We start from the raw sequence: 17,666 nt of genomic DNA on the forward strand, positions 1-17,666 counted from the left end.
AAGAACCTATGAAATCAATTGGCTTACTAATATTGATGTTTCTGAGTTTTGGAGCTGCTGCGCAGAACATGGCGGGCGAAATCACCTATGAGCGGGTAAAAACCTGGTCTCGGATCAATAACCGCATGACTTTTTTGAGCAAAGAGGAAAAAGAACGGGCTGCGACAACCTGGGCTAATAATGACGAGCAAAAGCAGGAAATGGTGTTGCTCTTTAATGAAAAGCAGAGCTATTTCAGCTATCCTGCCAAGGAAGACCTATCCGAAGGCGGTTACTCTTGGCAAAAAGATGAGTTTAAGATCTACCGCGATTTTGAAAAGGAAAAACGGACGGACATCATTGCCATGCTGGGCAAAACCTATATTGTAGAGGATTCCTTGAAATTGCCCAAGTGGAAGGTCATGAACAAGATCAAAGAAATTGCAGGATATATGTGCATGATGGCCGTGACAGAGGATACGGTCAAGGGGCAAAAAATTACGGCCTGGTTTGCAGATAATATTGCGGTTTCGGCCGGTCCGGAGCTTTATGCCGGACTACCGGGGCTGATCCTGGAACTGGATATCAATGATGGGGATGTTGTCACAACGGCCAAAGTGGTGAAGCTGCGACCTGTAACGGATGAGGAGATAGCACTCCCTAAAAAGATGAAAGGCAAAAAGCTCAATGACCAAAAATTCCAGGAGCTGATCGCCACGCACATCAGCGACAGCATGAAAGCACACCGGAATCCTTATTGGTCCATGCCGTACTAGTTTCCCATTAGAATTATACAAAAAGAGGAAAAAGGGAAGATTGTCTGGAACAATCTTCCCTTTTTTTGTACCTTTGCGACTTGAAACGGGCATGACTGACAAGAGTTTGGCTCGATATTTTTAGAATTAACCTAACGTACCGATTTTTTATACTTAACACTGTTGATTTAATTAACCACCCTTTATTATGAAACAAACGCTTTTGGCCGTTGCCATGCTTTTTATTCTGGGCTCATGTGCGAGCAAGAAAAAAATGCTGTCTGCACAGAAACAAGCCAATGAGATCCAGATCCAACTAGACAAGGCGCGTGCTGATCTTAACGATTGCGACAGCAGAACTGCTGGACTAAATAATGATTTGAAGGCAAAAAATGATGAGCTTACCAGCAAAAATGCAAAATTGAAAGAGCTGGAAGAACAAGTTGAATTCCTTAAAAAGAACAATAACAATCTGCTCGACCGCATGTCTGACCTGTCGGTGATCAGCAAAGAAGGTTCTGAAAGCATTAAGAAATCACTTGCTATGATGGATGCACAAGGCATGCAGATCCGCGATCTGAATTCCAGCATTCAGAAAAAAGACTCACTTAACATGGCGCTTGTGCTGAACCTGAAACGTTCGTTGGCTGATGTTAGCGATGAAGATGTTCAGATCGAAGTGAAAAAAGGCGTTGTTTACGTTTCACTTTCAGACAAAATGTTGTTCAAATCGGGAAGTTCTGTGATCAATACACAAGCTGAGTCGGTGTTGAGCAAAGTTGCCAAGATCCTGAATGACTACAAAGAAATCGAAATTCTGATCGAAGGCCACACGGATAATGTGCCTATCGCAACAGATAAAGTGTCTGACAACTGGGATCTTAGCGTATTGCGTGCTACATCCGTTGCACGTACGCTTCAAAAGAAATACGGTGTTGAGCCTGTTCGTATGATTGCCGGTGGTCGTGGAGAATATTTACCCAAAGTGGCAAATGATTCGGCACCAAACCGCAGCCTGAACCGTCGTACTGAAATCATCATTACGCCGAAATTGGATCAATTCTTTAACCTGTACACGCCTAACGCTGGCAAGTAACAGTAGGATTGCATTATTTTTAGAGCCCGTCCGGTACGACGGGCTCTTTTTTTTGCCATTTTCTGATTACTTTGACCCATCAAATGATCTTTAAAACAAATCCTTCAAATGGCGGATACTGTACCATCCAGGGAAACAATTGAGGCAGCGCATAAGCTCATCGCGCCATACATTCACCATACGCCCGTCCTGACATCGAGCTTCCTGAATGATCTGTGTGAGGCAGAGATTTTTTTTAAATGCGAAAACCTCCAAAAAATCGGCGCTTTCAAAGCCCGGGGAGGACTTAATGCCATTCTTTCGCTTTCGGAAGAGCAGCTTGAAAATGGCGTTACTACGCATTCAAGCGGCAATCATGCCCAGGCCATTGCGTTCGCGGCAGCCAAAGTAGGAGCGAAGGCCTACATTGTTATGCCGGACAATTCGCCTCTCGTGAAGATCAAGGCTGTGGAAGGCTATGGAGGAGAAATTACATTTTGTAAAAACACACCCGAAGAACGGGAGCAGACGGTTCAGGAGATTACGAAGAAGACAGGTGCGACATTCATCCATCCATTCAACAACTACGAAGTGATGGCCGGGCAGGCAACCGCGGCAAAGGAATTGATTGAGGATAATGATGGAAAGCTGGACCTGATGTTTGCGCCGGTTGGTGGCGGTGGTTTGCTGAGCGGAACAGCATTGGCAGCACATTATTTTTCACCTGAGACAAAAGTTTACGCAGGCGAGCCCGAAGGTGCAGCAGACGCAGTCCTCTCATTCCGAAGTGATAAGATAGAAAGAGCGCCTTATGTCAAGACCATTGCCGACGGGCTGCTGACTTATCTGGGCGACAAAACCTTTCCGATCATTAAGCAACATGTTACCGACATCTTTACGGTGTCCGACGAAGAGATCATCCAGTCGATGCGCTTTTTGTGGGAGCGGATGAAGCTTGTTGTGGAGCCGTCGGGTGCGGTTTCGCTGGCTGCTTTCATAAAGCATAAGGAGCATTTCAAAGGAAAAAAAGTAGGGATTATTCTGACAGGCGGAAACGTGGATCTTGGAAAATTGCCATTTTAGCCATGCTCAGGCTCGACTTTTGTATCAGGATACAATTTAGTTGCGGTTAAATATGCGGTTAACACTTCATTGCCGTTATTAGTAGAAAATTGCCGCACTCCGGCTTATTAATTTAGATGTTATTTACTCTTAAAGTCAAAGTATGAAAAAGCTGATTTTTTGCTGCCTGGTTGTTTTAATGGGTTCCTGCAAAGATAAAGAAGACGATGTGGAACCGGAGATTGATTACGCACCGGAATACGTAGGAAGTTTCGGGACAGTGGTTGTCGACGGTCCTACGAGCACTAAAAATGATTGGGTTATTACAGCAACCGGCAAAAATAAACTCTCAATCTATTACACGAGAGATATTCATATAGGAATTGCAGGAACAGAGGTTGACATTCTTCAGGAATATAATTTGATTGATGTGAAAACGACCAAGGATTCTTTTACGATCAATGAAACTGTTGATGTGAAACAAAGCAACAACAAGCCCTTAAAACATACCGTAACAGGGATAGCAACGAAGGTTGTCAACAGCAGTGGGGTGCCTCAGTTGAATACCAATATAAAATTGGCGGATCCGACCAGCGGGAATTCTTCTTACGAAGGTTACCTCGAATTCAAGAAGAAATAAGCTTAAAGCGAAATGATAAAAAAGCGATTGGTTCTCCAATCGCTTTTTTTTGTTATAAAGAGATCTTTTGTTTACCGGCCGCATATCCCAACGAAATCGCAATACTGGCAAATGGACAGATCCGGCGTTTTTCTGAAAGGCACGTCAGGATCCAGCAGCACATCTAAAATGTCCGTCAAAATCACCTCCGACTTCTCAATAAATTGAGCAGGGGCCAGTTCTTCGGTCAGGTCCAATGGATTTGAGATCAGGTTCTTTGGATCGCGGAAGGAGTAAAAGCCGGACTTAACTGCATAATCGCCGAAAGCGTAATTTTTTCCGGCAATTTTCAAGCCCTGCTCATCGAGCATTTTGCGGTACATTAAATATTCATACATCCAGAGCTGCCTTACGTAACCCATTTTCCGGTCCGGATCATTGCGGATCACTTCTTCGCGTCTGACAGGATCGGCTAGCTTTTGTTTTCCGGTCAGTTCTACGCTTCCGGTTTTGTAATCCATTACATACAATGTTCCGTCATCGCTTTGTTCAATGCGGTCGATCTTCCCACCTATGCGTACGGGCGTATAAGCGCCTTGTAGTATGAGCTGGATCTTAGTGCTTAATGGTTGTTCGGCCGCAAGAATTTCCCTTCGCGGCCGCTGTGACATCTGATGTTTCAGAAAAACGAGGATCTGGTTTTCGCCAACTTGATAATAGATCCTGTTCAGGCCCATATCAGTGACGTAGCCCTTAAATTTATCATCAAATTCTTCGCGCAAAACGGCCTTGATCTGTTCTTCGGAAGGATCGGTTTTTTGAAGAAAAAATTCATTGTCCAGCCTTTCCAATGCCGCGTGCAGCCAGGTCCCGATCTTATCCATCCCTAGCTCTTCTTCCACCTCTTCTTTCTCCTTAACGCCCACAATGTGTTTTAAATAAAACTGCATGGAACAGCGGATAAACTCATTCAGATGCGTCGGAAAAATGCCCTTACCAGCCAGGTAATTCCTGATAACGGCCAGCATTGCCTCATCTTTATGCACAACTTCGTCCAGCTCGTCCTGCTTGCGGCTTTCCAGCACGACGGCTTTATTCTCGATCCGGATCAGCGGATTGTATTGTGCCAGCTCATATTCGACCTGTCTGATAAACCGGCTTTTTTCACCGCCGCCAGGCGCATCATTGGTGCTTGTATATAGCATATGCACCTCTTTTGCGCGCTGCAAAAGCCTGTAAAAATGGTAAGACATGACGGCTTCCTGATGCTGGTGCGTAGGAAGTCCCACGGCCTGGGCAGCGTCATAGGGGATGAGCGAGTTTTGCCTTTTTGCCTGCGGGATCATTCCTTCGTTCACAGAAAGAATGATAATACGCTCAAAATCAAGCGCACGGGTTTCGAGCATGCCCATGATTTGAAGATTGCTCACCGGCTCACCGCTGAAAGGAATTTTGGTCTGACGGATCAGCTCAAACATGAATGAACGCAATGTCCGTAATGTGATCAGCTCGGATTTCTCCTCAATCGTTTGTTCAAATTGTTTTAGTAGCGTATAAAAAAGATAGAGATACTCCGTTTCCAGCGCATTTTTGTAATCCTTATAAACCTCCCGAAGCAGCTCAATAAGCTGGTAAAAAGTCTGGATAACCTGCCGCGAATTGTTCTTTTGCCAATGTGTGAAAAGGATCCTGAACAGTGGGTGATCATCGCTCAGTGCCATCAGATCCTGCGGGCTCAAAAACACCTGATTTCCACTGGTAATGGCCCAAAGTGTTTTCTGAATGATCGTTTGTCCGTCGGTGAGCGGTTTCAGTGCAACATATTCATAATGTCGGATAAAGGGGTGGTTCAGGACCTTATTGATGGATTTATGTCCGAATTTCGGGATGCGGATCAGCTGTCCTTTTTTGTTTTTAAATTCAACAACATTCTGTTGAAGCTCAAAAATACTGTCTATTAATGTGTAAAGCAGCGAGTTACGCATGGAAAGGCCCATGGTCACATTCAGGTCGCTTACGCTTTCGTCCAGGGAATACAACATAGGCGAAAGCAAGTTTTCATCTGCAAGGACAATGGCCGTAGGAATGGCTTCCCCCTGCGCATCCAGCTCCCGCATTTGTTTATAAAGCTGCCCGGCTACTTTCGTCTGCAATGTTGCATTAGGCACGCCATAAATGGTAATGTGCTTCTCCGATGACATTAAATGGTCCGTAGTCCAGCTCCAAGCGCCAAATGCATTGCTTTTTTGATATTCCCTCAAACTTTTCCCCGCTTCAACACCTGCATTTTCGGACATATAGTAACGGTCCGTATCCCAAAGCACTTCCGCCTTCTTTGCTTTAATCAACGCGCTGACGATCACTTTTTCAGATTCCGTAAATGCGTTGAAACCAGCAAAATAAAGTTTTTCAAAATCACTTTTTTCAACGAGTATCCCGCTTACATCTTCCGCCACTTCGCGGTATGCCATGCCCCGGTATGCCTTGCCTTTCGCCAGCAGGCGGTTGCGGAAGGAAACGTAAACCCTGTTTATATTTTCAAAAAGGGAGAAATATTGCTTCGTCCCGCCTTCTGTTTGCAGCGTCCGGCCAGCCGGCAGGCTTTCCTGCCAGCGCGTGATCGCGTGCGCTTCTGTCAGATATTCAAACAGATAGGAAGTTTTTACAAGATATTGATCAATGCGGTCGAGGTCATTAAGCAGCACCGATGCCCAGCCCATAAACCGGTCAAACTGCACATCCGGGTCGATCTCCTGGAAGGTTTCATAAAGATCAAACAGCAAATGCACCGGATCTTCGATCTCCAATGTGGACATGCTTTCGACAAAATCATCCACTGCAACCACATTCGGGCTCATAATCGGCTCCGTGGTTTCCTTTGCCAACTCCTGCATCAGGAAAAACGCCGCCCGGCGGGTGGGCACAATGATATTTACCCTCTCCAATGTTGCATGGTTGCCTAGAATGTGTTTTGCAACAAGATTAAGAAAGGATTGCATGCGAATGGGTTTGTGAAAAGTTAATGTATCCGGTCGCCGCGAGGTGTGATCGACCGCATGATTTCGGCTTCCTGGTGTAATAACTCCTTCCAGCGGGCCCTTACTTCTTCCACCGGCAGATATTTTTCCGCCAGCTCAACGAACGTCCGGTAATGTCCTGCTTCCGAGATCATCAGCTCGCGGTAAAATTTCCTAAGTGATTCATCTTCAAGAGATTCGGATAACAATTTGAAGCGCTCGCAGCTTCTTGCTTCGATGAGGCCGCTGATGAGCAACCGGTCCAGCATAGCACCTTCATAGTCACCCTTATTGCGCACCAGTTTCATGAGTTGGCCCACATATTCATCTTTCCGCTGCCTTCCCAGGGGAATGTTACGCTTTTTTAATTCCTTCAAAACGCGCTGGAAATGTCCCCATTCTTCGGCGACGATAGGCGTCAGTGTTTCAACCAGTTCCGTTTTTTCGGGATAATGTACAATGATGGAAATGCAGGTGGAGGCAGCTTTCTGCTCGCAATATGCATGGTCGATCAGGATTTCGTCCAACTGCATGGCCGCAATGTCGGTCCAACGCGGATCAGTTGGCAGTTCAAGTCCCAATGTGGTAAGCGATGCCGCCATAATGTTCAGGATTTATTAGTCAAATAACGGCCAGTTCACGCCGAAAGAAAAAGATCTGGCGAGGCCAAGATAGCTTGGAGCAATGTAATATCCCTTCGGGAACAGACCGAAATTGCCGCCCTGGTTCAGATACTGCATTTTGAAAAACAGTCTTACACGCTTGATGCGCACATTGGCAAAGCCATCCACGATCAGATTATCACCAAGCCGGTAATCGTTCTGAATGTGAAATTGCTGCGTAATGGGCATATAACTGTCGGCCAGATAACCCGAGCGATATCGGGCAGCCAGTCCCAGCTGGATAAACAGAACTTTGGCATACACAAAATCATAAGTAACCTCGCCGCTGGCGAACAACGCAGGAATCCGGATCACATCTTTATTGTCATTCAATGTCAGGAAACCCATCGTCGTGAAGTTCCATTTGTTGAGATTAATCCCGGAGTTAAAACCGACCCTAAGCAACCGGAAACCGGAGTTCAACTGCTTTGGCAGCGCCAGCGTGTCATAGTAAATGTAATCATTGACCTGGTGGATCTGAATTTCAGGAACAAAAGAGATTTTTTCTGTTTTCAGGGGCAGGGACGCGAAGATGGTTTGTACTTTGGTTGGGTCAAAATTGTTGCGCCAGTCAAAATGATTGCTCAGATAACGCTGTACCAGAAGGTCCGGCGCAGTTTGGATGCTTTGAAAACCAGCCTTTCCCCAACGCGTATTCAGTTCTCCTTTCAACCGATATTCTACATTGGCAGCCAGGTTAAGGTCAGCTTCGGCAGTCAGATAATTGACAGAATCTTTCAAATAATAACCCAGCCACGCGCCGATAATGTTATCGAATTTCAAACCTGTCCGGTAAGTTGTATAAGTCTCGCCGATTTCGTTTCCCAGCTGCGTGGCGGCACGCATGCCGTAAAAACGCTGGCGAATGTAAGCACGGTAATTGAAGCCGGAATAAAAGCCCTTAATCCCAACTTTGTTATCAAATAGCTTGTAATAAATGTCCTGCCGCGTTTTCTCCAGATCGTATTTGGCAGCCGGGTAAACCTCTTTTTCCAAACCACGCGAAATGTCAAGATCGGTATAGCGATCGATTACTGTGGAATAATCCGCTTGCTGGAATACCTGGAAACCATTTGCGAGGCGATACTGCTGGTAGATGTGCAGTCCTTGTCTCCTTTCCCAGGAGTTCGCATCGTCGCTGATCCGCGCCGCGCCGTCATACGAATATTTGTCAACGATACCATCGTCGCCCACATCCGGGATCACCCCGCCCTGCTCGCGGACTTTCTGGTTCATATGGCGGTAATGGGCGAGTATCAGGTATTTTTTATTTTTGGAAAAAAAGCTTGTATGTGCCAGAAGGGTCCAGTTTTGTCCCAGAAATGCGCCGGAGTTCAATGTGTTTACAAACCCGTATTGCTTGTTGGAAGTAAGCCTTCGAAAGCCAAGCCCGAAATTGAAACGGGAATGGACATTCTGTGTATAAGAAAAGCTTCCCAATGAGGTTTTTCGTGCACCGGAAATAAAATTGAGCTCTGTATGCTGCGATTTGGTGTCCATATACTGCACATCCTCAGGCTTGATCGCATAAGCATCGTAAGATCTGAAACCCAATTGTGTCCCGATATCCTCCCGCGGCGAAAAAAGAAGGTTCCGGGTGGCGGTAACCGTGTTCCCCAGGTCCGTAAGCTTTCCCCATGAACGGTCCACCGGCGTCCAGCGGTGAAAATTTGTCAAGCTCGTGTCGACCCGGTAACGTGTTGAATCCCGGTTATTTAAAATGTCGTTCTCGAAATAATGGTGGGTGGTGCTGGGGCCGTAAATGTTCTTTGTGCTGTCGTCGAGGATCACGCCGCCCGTCTGTGAGCCGCCCGTGCCGCTTGTGCTTCCCTGCTGGCCGCGTGCGCCGCCGCTGCCCGTATTACCCGGCATCTGCATGCCGCCGGGCATCCTTACCTGCGCCTGAATGGTCGGAATAAAAAAGATGAAACTGCCTAAAACCCACAGTATTATATAAAAAGCAATTCTCATAGAAGCAACTATCGTTCTGCCTGAAAGAGGTGACCGGTTTGTTTAAAAATCCATTCATGGAAGCGTCCGGTATCACTGCCGAAACTCACGGTAACAGGAATATAGGCAAACTTTCCTGCCACGCCTGATGCTTCAACCAACGGCTTCAACTTAACCATATCCTTTTCGGTTGTTACCACAAAAGTATCGTTTTTTAAGTTCTTAATCAGTTCTTCCACGTCACCGGAAGAGTAATTATGATGATCCCGAAAAACAACCTCATCTGTAACGTCAAACCGGGCCCGCAGATGTGCAGCGAAGGGCAAAGGATTTGCAATGCCAGCGGCCATTTTAACTTTATTTAACGATATAGGCTTCCCTGCAAAGCTTTCGGGTTGACCGTATTCAATAAATGAAAAGAAAACCGGCGTTTCCGGGCGGCTGTATTTCTGAATTTGCCGCGTAACTTCCGCCCTGACGTCGTCCGTCAGCAGGGCAGGGGCTTTGGTGACAATGATGGCGTCGGCCCTTCTGGCGCCCTTGCGGTTTTCGCGCAGGCGTCCGGCAGGGAAAGGGAGATCATTATAAAATGGTCTCTGAAAATCGTTTAACAGCAAATTAACATCCCGGGAAATGGCCCTGTGCTGAAAAGCGTCGTCCAGGAACAGGAGCTTTCTTTCAGGATTTGAGACAGCAATGTTCTGCGCACCTTTGAAGCGGTCTTCCGAAACGGCGACCACGACTTCGGGATGAAATTTGAGAAAATACTGCATAGGCTCATCGCCGATCCCGGCTGGCGTTGACGCAGGATTGGCCAAAATGAAACCACGTGTTTTGCGTCCGTAACCCCTGCTTAATATGGCCGTGGGTATTTTATTGGAAAAGAGTCTTGTGAGATATTCGGTAACAGGCGTTTTGCCCGTTCCGCCGACGGTGAGGTTGCCAATGGAAATCACAAACCGGGGAGGCCTTCCGGAAGAAAATAACCGGTGATCGTAACACGAATTGCGGAGGTTGGTGATCAAACCATATACCCACGAAAACGGTGTCAGTGCGATTTTTATCCAATTATGTTCTTTCATAACTGGTGCATAATTACGTATTTTTTGGCTAATATTGTGCCCCGAAAAACTCTGACACCTCAAAATCATGCCTTTAAAAATTGTGTATAAACCGTACACGCTGCATTTTCGGAATGAAGCGCGCACCTCCCGGGGGGTTCTTACACAAAAGACTTCATGGCTGATCAAAATCACTGATTCCGAGAAACCTGGCATTGAAGGTTATGGCGAATGCGGCCCGCTGCCCGGTCTGAGCGTCGACGATATGCCCGATTATGAGCTGCAACTGACCGCTGTCTGCGATCTTTTCAACGACATGGATCTGGACGTTTTTCCTTTTAATCTCGGCATTATTCTGGACCAGGTTATCCCGCAGCATTTGCCTTCTGTTCGGTTTGGAATAGAAATGGCTTTGCTGGACATTATGAACGGTGGGGAAAGGGTTCAGTTCAAAAATGCTTTTTCACGAGGAGAGAGCGGTATACTGATGAACGGGCTGATCTGGATGGGTTCCTACGAAAATATGTCCGAGCAGGTCCAGGATAAGTTGGAGCAGGGTTTTTCTACATTAAAGATGAAAGTTGGCGCGATCAACTTTGATCAGGAATGCCGCATTCTTGAATCCATCCGCAAGCGTTTTGATAAAGAAGACATTACATTAAGGGTGGATGCAAACGGTGCTTTTGAAGCAGATAATGTTGACGAAAAGCTCAAACGACTGGCCGAATTTGACCTGCATTCCATTGAACAGCCCGTTAAGCCCGGACAACATCAGCTTATGCAGGAATTGTGCGTTTCGTCGCCCATTCCCGTTGCGCTGGACGAAGAGCTGATCGGCATATTCGATTACCGGGAAAAATTTGCTATGCTGAAAAAGCTGATGCCCCCGTTTATCATTTTGAAGCCCACATTACTCGGCGGTTTCCGGCACACATCCGAATGGATCGAAATTGCAAACCGGCTCAACATTGGCTGGTGGATCACTTCTTCATTGGAATCCAACATTGGCCTCAGCGCCATCGCGCAGTTCACGGCTTCCTATAATAACCCGCTTCCGCAGGGTTTGGGGACCGGCCAGCTTTACACCAATAATTTTGAGTCGCCATTGGTTGTGCAAAACGGCTATCTTATTTACGATAAATCAGGAAGCCCAATTCAGCCCTTTTTTTAACGCTTCCAAAGTTTCAGCCTCCGGCGAGCCTGCTTCGGGTTCGTAATTGTATTCCCAATTTGCCTGCGGCGGCAAGCTCATCAATATTGATTCCGTGCGGCCATTGGTTTCCAGGCCAAACTTCGTCCCGCGGTCCCAAACCAGATTAAACTCCACATAACGGCCTCTTCGCAGAAACTGCCATTGCTTTTGGGCTTCCGTGAATGCTTCGTCGCGGTGTTTATGCATTAATGCAGTATATATAGGTGCAAATGATTCGCCGATCTCCTTTACGAAAGCAAAAAGAGCCTCTTTTGAAAGCCCATTCCCATTTCCGGCATCATCCGGTTTCAGATAATCAAAGAAAATGCCTCCTATGCCCCGGGTTTCGTTTCTGTGTTGAATAAAGAAATAATCGTCGGCCCAGGTTTTGAATTTGGGGTAAAAATCAATGTGATGCTTATTGCAGGATTGTTTCAGATAATTGTGAAAAAAAGCGGCATCTGCTTCATTAATATAGTGCGGGGTTAAATCAATGCCGCCGCCAAACCAGCAAGTGCCATTGCTTAGCTCGAAATAGCGCACATTCATATGTATAATAGGCACATGCGGATTGTAGGGGTGCATGACTATGGAGACGCCGGTAGCCGTGAAGTGAAAATCGTCATTTTCGCCCAGGTTCATTTGCTGACGAAGCCTTGGATGCACTTCACCCTGCACTTTTGAAAAATTGACGCCGCCTTTTTCCAACACACTGCCATGCTGGATCAGCCGCGTCCTTCCGCCGCCACCCGAATGGTGTTCCCACAGATCTTCCTTAAATTTTCCCGTCCCATCCGCATCCGCAATCGCACTGCAAATACTGTCCTGCAATTCCTTAAAAAATCCTTCTATTTCGTCGACCTTCATACCTAACCGTTATCGTAGCGGGCAAAAATACGATAAAACTTAAAACACCCTTCGCAGGACAGGCAAATCCGGCATCTGGTTTCATGATAGTTTGCAGGCATGTGTAGAAAAAATTAGATAAAGTAAAATTTTAACCAGAATCGTTATAAAAAAGTAAACAAAGGGTGACTTTTTACCGAAAAAATGCGCACAACGTCGTTTGAAAGATAATGTTGCCAAATCGGCCACGATTTTCTTGATATCTATGATTTTTTCTATAATTTGCCAGTAATAGCCTATTTTACTCGAAACATCAATTTTTAGCCCGCTCTGTTTTGTGACAGTAGGTTACAACTACATCTTTTTTTATTTATATTTTAAACAAACCCGAACAGTTAATGAAAAAAAATCTCTACCTGACTATCTTACTGTGTTTCTCTGTGCTGCACGTCTGGGCACAAAACCAGCTAAGCGGACGCATTACTGATGCTTCCGAAAATGTGCCATTACCCGGGGTTAGCGTGCTCTTAAAAGGAACAACTACCGGAACGACGACGGACGCTGACGGCCGTTTTATGCTTGCCACTCCCTCTAACACAGGAACACTGGTTGTTTCCTACATCGGTTATTTCACCCAGGAGGTTGAGATCGGAAACCGCAGCACGATCGACATTTCCATGAGCGCGGACGTAAAATCTCTTACGGAAGTCGTTGTAACAGGTTATGCGGCTCAACGCAAAAAGGACATTACCGGGGCTGTGACGGTCATTAATACCAAGGAATTAACGGCTGTGCCTTCTGCGAGCGTTACGCAAATGTTGCAGGGACGCGCAGCGGGTGTAACCGTTGGAAATGATAACTCTCCGGGCGGCGGAACAATGGTCCGTATCCGTGGATTCGGGTCTATCAACAACAACAGCCCGCTCTACGTAATAGACGGAGTTCCTACACAAGGAACACTTAACCAGCTGAACCCGAATGACATCGAATCCATGCAGGTGTTGAAGGATGCTTCCGCGGCTTCTATTTACGGTGCACGTGCGGCAAACGGGGTTGTGATCATTACAACTAAAAAAGGAAAACAAGGCGACCCGAGCATTACATTTGATTTTTACACGGGTACGCAGAGACCTGGTAAAATGCTTGATCTGTTGAATACAAAGGAGTTGGGCCAGTATTTGTATCAGTCGGACCTGGGCGCTGGTAAAAATCCTTCGGCGACTTCGCCTTCTGTACAATATAAGTTTGACGAAAATGGCAACCAGACCATTGCGGATTACATTTATCCGAACGTTTATGGTGAATTGCCATCCAATTACACTTATACCAATGACATTGCGGATCCTGCGCTTGGCAAAACAGCTTTCAACATTACAAAAGCAAACAAAGAAGGAACTGACTGGCAGGACGTGATCTTCGATCCGGCACCGATTTCCAACTATCAGATCGGTGCAAGCGGTGGTTCGAAATCAGCTAAATATGCGATTTCTGCCAACCATTTCAAGCAGGATGGTATTTTGAGATATACCAAATACAAAAGATACTCGATCCGCGCCAACACAGAGTTCACAAAAGGCAAATTCACTGTGGGAGAGAACCTTACGTTCTCTTATGATGAAAGACAAGGCATTACTAACAATGACGAGGGTAACCCGATCATGTTTGCCATCCGCGTTCACCCGATCATTCCGGTTTTTGACATTACAGGAGGTCCTGCTGCCTTGGGCGGAACGAACCTTTCAGCATACAATGGATTCGCAGGAAGCCGCGGCAGTAACCTGGGTAATGCGCCAAACCCGTTGGCACGTCTGTATCGTGAGCAGGACAACATTACAAAAGGCACGCACGTGTTCGGAAACATGTTTGCACAGGTGGATATCTTGCCAGGACTGGTTGCGCGTACCAGCTTTGGTTTGGAATACAACCAGACAAACCGCTCGGAATATTTCCACCGCGACATTGAAGCAGCAGAATCCAGAAATGCGAATAGCCTGAACGTGATCAACAACCTGGACCGCTCGATCACGTGGTTCAATACATTGAATTATGCCAAAACATTTGGTGTGCACAACTTCAATTTCCTGGTGGGAACAGAAGCTGTTAAAACCTATTTTGCTGCTTTTCAGGCAAGCAGGAGTGGCTTTGCATTTGATGACCTGGACTATCGTTATCTGGATGCAGGTTCGGCGTCCGGTTTGGCCAATGCAGGAGGTGGTGCGGAAAGAACGGCACTTTTCTCCCAGTTCGGAAAAATCAACTATGGTTTCAAAGAGCTTTTGCTGGCTGACTTTACATTGCGTCGCGACGGATCTTCCCGTTTCTCAGAAGCCAACCGTTACGGTATATTCCCCGCATTCTCGGTGGGTATGCGCCTTACAGAGCTGGAATTCATGAAGCCTACCAAGAAGATTTTGGATGACCTGAAAATTCGTTTTGGCTGGGGTAAAACAGGTAACCAGCTGATCCCGAACGTTTACAATGCTTACACATTGTACGCGCCTGACCCACAGAATAATGCTTACGATATTAATGGAACAGGAACATCTATCGTGGGTGGATTTGACCTTGTGCAGTTTGGTAATAACAATGGTAAATGGGAAACCAATACTTCTACGAACATTGGTCTTGACGCCGTGTTGCTGAATGGTAAACTGGAATTCGTGCTTGACTTGTACAACCGTAAGACAACGGATATGTTGACGCAGATCGCCATTCCAAGAACAGCCGGAACAGGAACGATCCCTTACACGAACATTGGTGAGGTTAGCAACAAGGGTTTTGACATCGGTCTTAACTTCCGCGATAAAAAAGGAGATTTCTACTACGCAGCGGGTGTGAATTTTGGTCATTATAAAAATGAAGTGATCAAACTGAACAATGACCCTAACGCAACGATCTTCGGTTTCTCAACGCGCCTTCCGGCTATGTCCGCAACCAAAGCAGGTTACCCGATCGCGAGCTATTATGGATACTTCGTGGATGGTGTGATCAAAGATCAGGCAGAGGCAGATGCAGCTCCTAAATTCGGATCGTATACACGTGAGGGAACATTCAAATTCCGGGATGTAAATGGCGATGGCATCATCACTGCCGCTGACCGTACGATCATCGGCAGCCCGCACCCTGATTTCAATTATGGTGTGAATTTGAATGTAGGTTACAAAGCATTTGACCTGACTGTATTCGGCCAGGGCGTTCAGGGCAATGAAATCTTTAATTATGTGAGATACTGGACGGATTTCAACGTTTTCCAGGGTAACAGATCCAAAGACATGCTTTACAATTCCTGGAAAAAGCCGGGTGACGACGCGAAATTGCCACGCTTGAACTCTGGCGATGCAACGAGCCAGCAGGTTTCTTCCTACTTCCTGGAAGATGGTTCTTACTTCCGTGTGAAAAATGTTCAGCTGACTTACACATTGCCTGTTAAATTGCTGAAAAGGGTGAAAATCGCTTCCGCGCAGGTGTACGTGCAAGGACAAAACATGTTCACATTCACGAAATACACAGGGCTTGATCCGGACATTAACCTGAGAAGATCTGGTAATAACAACGAAGACAAGCACATGGGTGTGGATGAAGGTGCTTACCCGGTTTCTAAATCATATCTGGTAGGCTTGCGTTTTGGTTTCTAATCCTTTGACATTCACGAAATTTCTTATCATTACAATGAAAAAAATAACCATATTAATCGTTCTGATTGGACTGAGCTTTTCATGCTCTGACAGCTTTTTCGATCTTAAACCGCAGGGCCGCGCGTCTGTTGAGCAGCTAAGTAATAAAAATGGCGTAAACGCCTTATTAATAGGTGCTTATTCGCTTGTTGATGGCGTTGGCTCAGGGAATACAGGTCGTCAGTCTACGGTTTCAAACTATGTTTTTGGCGGAATTGCCAGCGATGATGCGGTGAAAGGAACCGATGCAGGTGACCAGCCGGAACAGTCGTTCATCGAGCAGTACAACTGGCTTTCGGACAACACTTACTTCCTGGGCAAATGGTGGCACCAATATGATGGTGTTGCAAGATGTAACGAAGTGATCCAGATCGCTACGAGTGATTTGGTAAAGGATATGACGGAGGCTGAAATTGCTCAGGTTGTTGCGGAAGCGCGTTTTTTGAGAGGTTTCTACCATTTTGAAGCCAAGAAAATGTGGAACAAGATTCCATTTATCGACGAAACCGTGTATGTGTCAGCGGATCCGAACTCAACCAAAGTCCCTAATACAGACGATGTTTGGCCTAAAATTGAGGCTGATTTCAAATTTGCAGCGGATAATTTGCCACCGGTTCAGGCCCAAAAAGGAAGAGCAACACAATGGGCTGCGAAATCCTTTCTGGCAAAAACCTATTTATTCCAAAAGAAATGGGCTGAGGCAAAAACTTTGCTGGACGATGTGTTGAAAAATTCAGGCAAAAAACTGGTTGCCAACTATCACGATAATTACAGGACAACTGGCAACAACAACACCGAATCGATCTTTGAAGTGCAGTTTTCTGTAAACGACGGAACGAATGGTAACAATGGTAATGCGGGTGATAACCTGAACTGGCCGTATTCTGCGGGTGCGCCCGGACGTGGCTGCTGCGGTTTTTACCAGGCTTCGCACAACCTTGTGAATGCATTCAAAACCGAAAATGGCTTGCCGATGATCGGTACTGCTGCGGACGGCACTTTGGATACATACAATAAAGTGGACCTTCCGAATGACCAGGGAATCGTTTCTTCCGCTGCATTTACATTAGACAAAACAGTTCCTGTGGACCCACGCCTTGACTGGACAGTTGGCCGTCGCGGCGTTAACTTCCTGGATTGGGGCCCTATGCCGGGCTCTGCCTGGATTCGTGATCAGGTTTATGCGGGACCATTTACAGGTAAAAAATGGATGTATTACCTGTCTGAGGAAAACAGCACAACGCACTCCACAAGCAAGCGTAACGTGAACAACAACTTCCGCATGATCAAGCTTTCACACGTATTATTGTGGCTGGCTGAATGTGAAGTTGAACTTGGAAACCTGGCAGCCGCGGAAGGTTATGTAAACCAGATCCGTTTGCGCGCAAAAACCGGCTCGGTTCAGGATGCTTCCGTGACTTACAAAGTGGAGCCCTATCCGGCAGGAACATTCGCAGGCAAAGGTGCCGACTACGCCAGAAACGCAGTCCGCATGGAGCAGAGATTGGAATTTGCGATGGAAGGCCACCGCTTCTTCGACCTGGTTCGCTGGGGCATTGCCGCCAAAGTGCTTAATAAGTATGCTGCTGAGGAAGCAGTTCCCGGCAAAGAGCCATCCGGCCGTACATTCAGCAAAAGAGGTTACATGGCTGGCAAAACCTTTACAGAGAAAAACAACTACTATCCGCTTCCTCAGGACGAAATCCTGAACAGTCAGTTGGATGGTAAGCCTACATTGACGCAGAACCCAGGTTACTAAGATCTGTGCATAACA

12 protein-coding genes are annotated in these 17,666 nt (G+C 46.4%); 7 read left to right on the top strand and 5 right to left on the bottom strand.

What is annotated here, in order from left to right; translation table 11 throughout:
- The first annotated feature begins 8 nt into the window (after positions 1–8).
- From L0659_RS07335 to L0659_RS07350, 4 genes are all read left to right on the top strand, one after another.
- Positions 9–755, top strand: a complete 747-nt coding sequence (locus L0659_RS07335; RefSeq protein ID WP_235125103.1) for a GLPGLI family protein — start codon at positions 9–11, stop codon at positions 753–755.
- 187 nt (positions 756–942) lie between these two features.
- Entirely contained in the window at positions 943–1,830 is an 888-nt protein-coding gene (locus tag L0659_RS07340) for an OmpA family protein (RefSeq protein ID WP_235125104.1), read from the top strand.
- Between the two features lie 108 nt (positions 1,831–1,938).
- Positions 1,939–2,892 (top strand): threonine/serine dehydratase, encoded by a 954-nt coding sequence (locus L0659_RS07345; protein WP_235125106.1) that lies wholly within the window; start codon positions 1,939–1,941, stop codon positions 2,890–2,892.
- Positions 2,893–3,034: 142 nt separating this feature from the next.
- A complete protein-coding gene (locus L0659_RS07350; RefSeq protein ID WP_235125108.1) occupies positions 3,035–3,511 on the top strand; it encodes a hypothetical protein in 477 nt (158 codons plus the stop codon).
- 71 nt (positions 3,512–3,582) lie between these two features.
- Here L0659_RS07350 and L0659_RS07355 read toward each other — a convergent pair whose 3' ends face one another.
- From L0659_RS07355 to lpxK, 4 genes are read right to left on the bottom strand one after another with little or no spacing between them, the layout of a single operon-like run.
- Complete coding sequence (locus tag L0659_RS07355; RefSeq protein WP_235125109.1) at positions 3,583–6,489, bottom strand: PD-(D/E)XK nuclease family protein; 2,907 nt, start codon at positions 6,487–6,489, stop codon at positions 3,583–3,585.
- 20 nt (positions 6,490–6,509) lie between these two features.
- A complete protein-coding gene (locus L0659_RS07360) occupies positions 6,510–7,109 on the bottom strand; it encodes a tRNA-(ms[2]io[6]A)-hydroxylase (RefSeq protein WP_235125110.1) in 600 nt (199 codons plus the stop codon).
- Between the two features lie 15 nt (positions 7,110–7,124).
- The gene (locus L0659_RS07365; RefSeq protein WP_235125111.1) at positions 7,125–9,140 is read right to left on the bottom strand and encodes a putative porin; all 2,016 of its coding nucleotides are present in this window, start codon (positions 9,138–9,140) and stop codon (positions 7,125–7,127) included.
- 8 nt (positions 9,141–9,148) lie between these two features.
- Positions 9,149–10,201 (bottom strand): tetraacyldisaccharide 4'-kinase, encoded by a 1,053-nt coding sequence (gene lpxK, locus L0659_RS07370; protein WP_235125112.1) that lies wholly within the window; start codon positions 10,199–10,201, stop codon positions 9,149–9,151.
- A 67-nt stretch (positions 10,202–10,268) separates the two neighbouring features.
- On the opposite strand from lpxK, the gene L0659_RS07375 reads away from it, so the two are divergent.
- Positions 10,269–11,351, top strand: coding sequence for an o-succinylbenzoate synthase (locus L0659_RS07375; RefSeq protein WP_235125113.1), 1,083 nt, complete (start codon positions 10,269–10,271; stop codon positions 11,349–11,351).
- Here L0659_RS07375 and hemF read toward each other — a convergent pair.
- Positions 11,322–12,239 (bottom strand): oxygen-dependent coproporphyrinogen oxidase, encoded by a 918-nt coding sequence (gene hemF, locus L0659_RS07380; protein ID WP_235125114.1) that lies wholly within the window; start codon positions 12,237–12,239, stop codon positions 11,322–11,324. The two genes, L0659_RS07375 and hemF, sit on opposite strands and share 30 nt — an antisense overlap.
- A 377-nt stretch (positions 12,240–12,616) precedes the next feature.
- Between hemF and L0659_RS07385 the strand changes: the two genes are divergently transcribed.
- Positions 12,617–15,853, top strand: coding sequence for a TonB-dependent receptor (locus L0659_RS07385; protein ID WP_235125116.1), 3,237 nt, complete (start codon positions 12,617–12,619; stop codon positions 15,851–15,853).
- Between the two features lie 34 nt (positions 15,854–15,887).
- A complete protein-coding gene (locus L0659_RS07390; protein WP_235125117.1) occupies positions 15,888–17,651 on the top strand; it encodes a RagB/SusD family nutrient uptake outer membrane protein in 1,764 nt (587 codons plus the stop codon).
- Positions 17,652–17,666 lie beyond the last annotated feature (15 nt).

The sequence above is a fragment of the Dyadobacter sp. CY347 genome (assembly GCF_021502655.1).
In the GTDB taxonomy this organism is placed as follows: Bacteria; Bacteroidota; Bacteroidia; order Cytophagales; family Spirosomataceae; genus Dyadobacter.

Excerpts from the sequence above, each read along its gene's own strand:
- L0659_RS07365 (WP_235125111.1), bottom strand. The coding sequence starts at position 9,140 with ATGAGAATTGCTTTTTATATAATACTGTGGGTTTTAGGCAGTTTCATC.
- L0659_RS07345 (WP_235125106.1), top strand. The coding sequence starts at position 1,939 with ATGGCGGATACTGTACCATCCAGGGAAACAATTGAGGCAGCGCATAAG.
- L0659_RS07385 (WP_235125116.1), top strand. The coding sequence starts at position 12,617 with ATGAAAAAAAATCTCTACCTGACTATCTTACTGTGTTTCTCTGTGCTG.
- L0659_RS07360 (WP_235125110.1), bottom strand. The coding sequence starts at position 7,109 with ATGGCGGCATCGCTTACCACATTGGGACTTGAACTGCCAACTGATCCG.
- L0659_RS07350 (WP_235125108.1), top strand. The coding sequence starts at position 3,035 with ATGAAAAAGCTGATTTTTTGCTGCCTGGTTGTTTTAATGGGTTCCTGC.
- L0659_RS07390 (WP_235125117.1), top strand. The coding sequence starts at position 15,888 with ATGAAAAAAATAACCATATTAATCGTTCTGATTGGACTGAGCTTTTCA.
- hemF (WP_235125114.1), bottom strand. The coding sequence starts at position 12,239 with ATGAAGGTCGACGAAATAGAAGGATTTTTTAAGGAATTGCAGGACAGT.
- lpxK (WP_235125112.1), bottom strand. The coding sequence starts at position 10,201 with ATGAAAGAACATAATTGGATAAAAATCGCACTGACACCGTTTTCGTGG.
- L0659_RS07355 (WP_235125109.1), bottom strand. The coding sequence starts at position 6,489 with ATGCAATCCTTTCTTAATCTTGTTGCAAAACACATTCTAGGCAACCAT.
- L0659_RS07335 (WP_235125103.1), top strand. The coding sequence starts at position 9 with ATGAAATCAATTGGCTTACTAATATTGATGTTTCTGAGTTTTGGAGCT.
- L0659_RS07375 (WP_235125113.1), top strand. The coding sequence starts at position 10,269 with ATGCCTTTAAAAATTGTGTATAAACCGTACACGCTGCATTTTCGGAAT.
- L0659_RS07340 (WP_235125104.1), top strand. The coding sequence starts at position 943 with ATGAAACAAACGCTTTTGGCCGTTGCCATGCTTTTTATTCTGGGCTCA.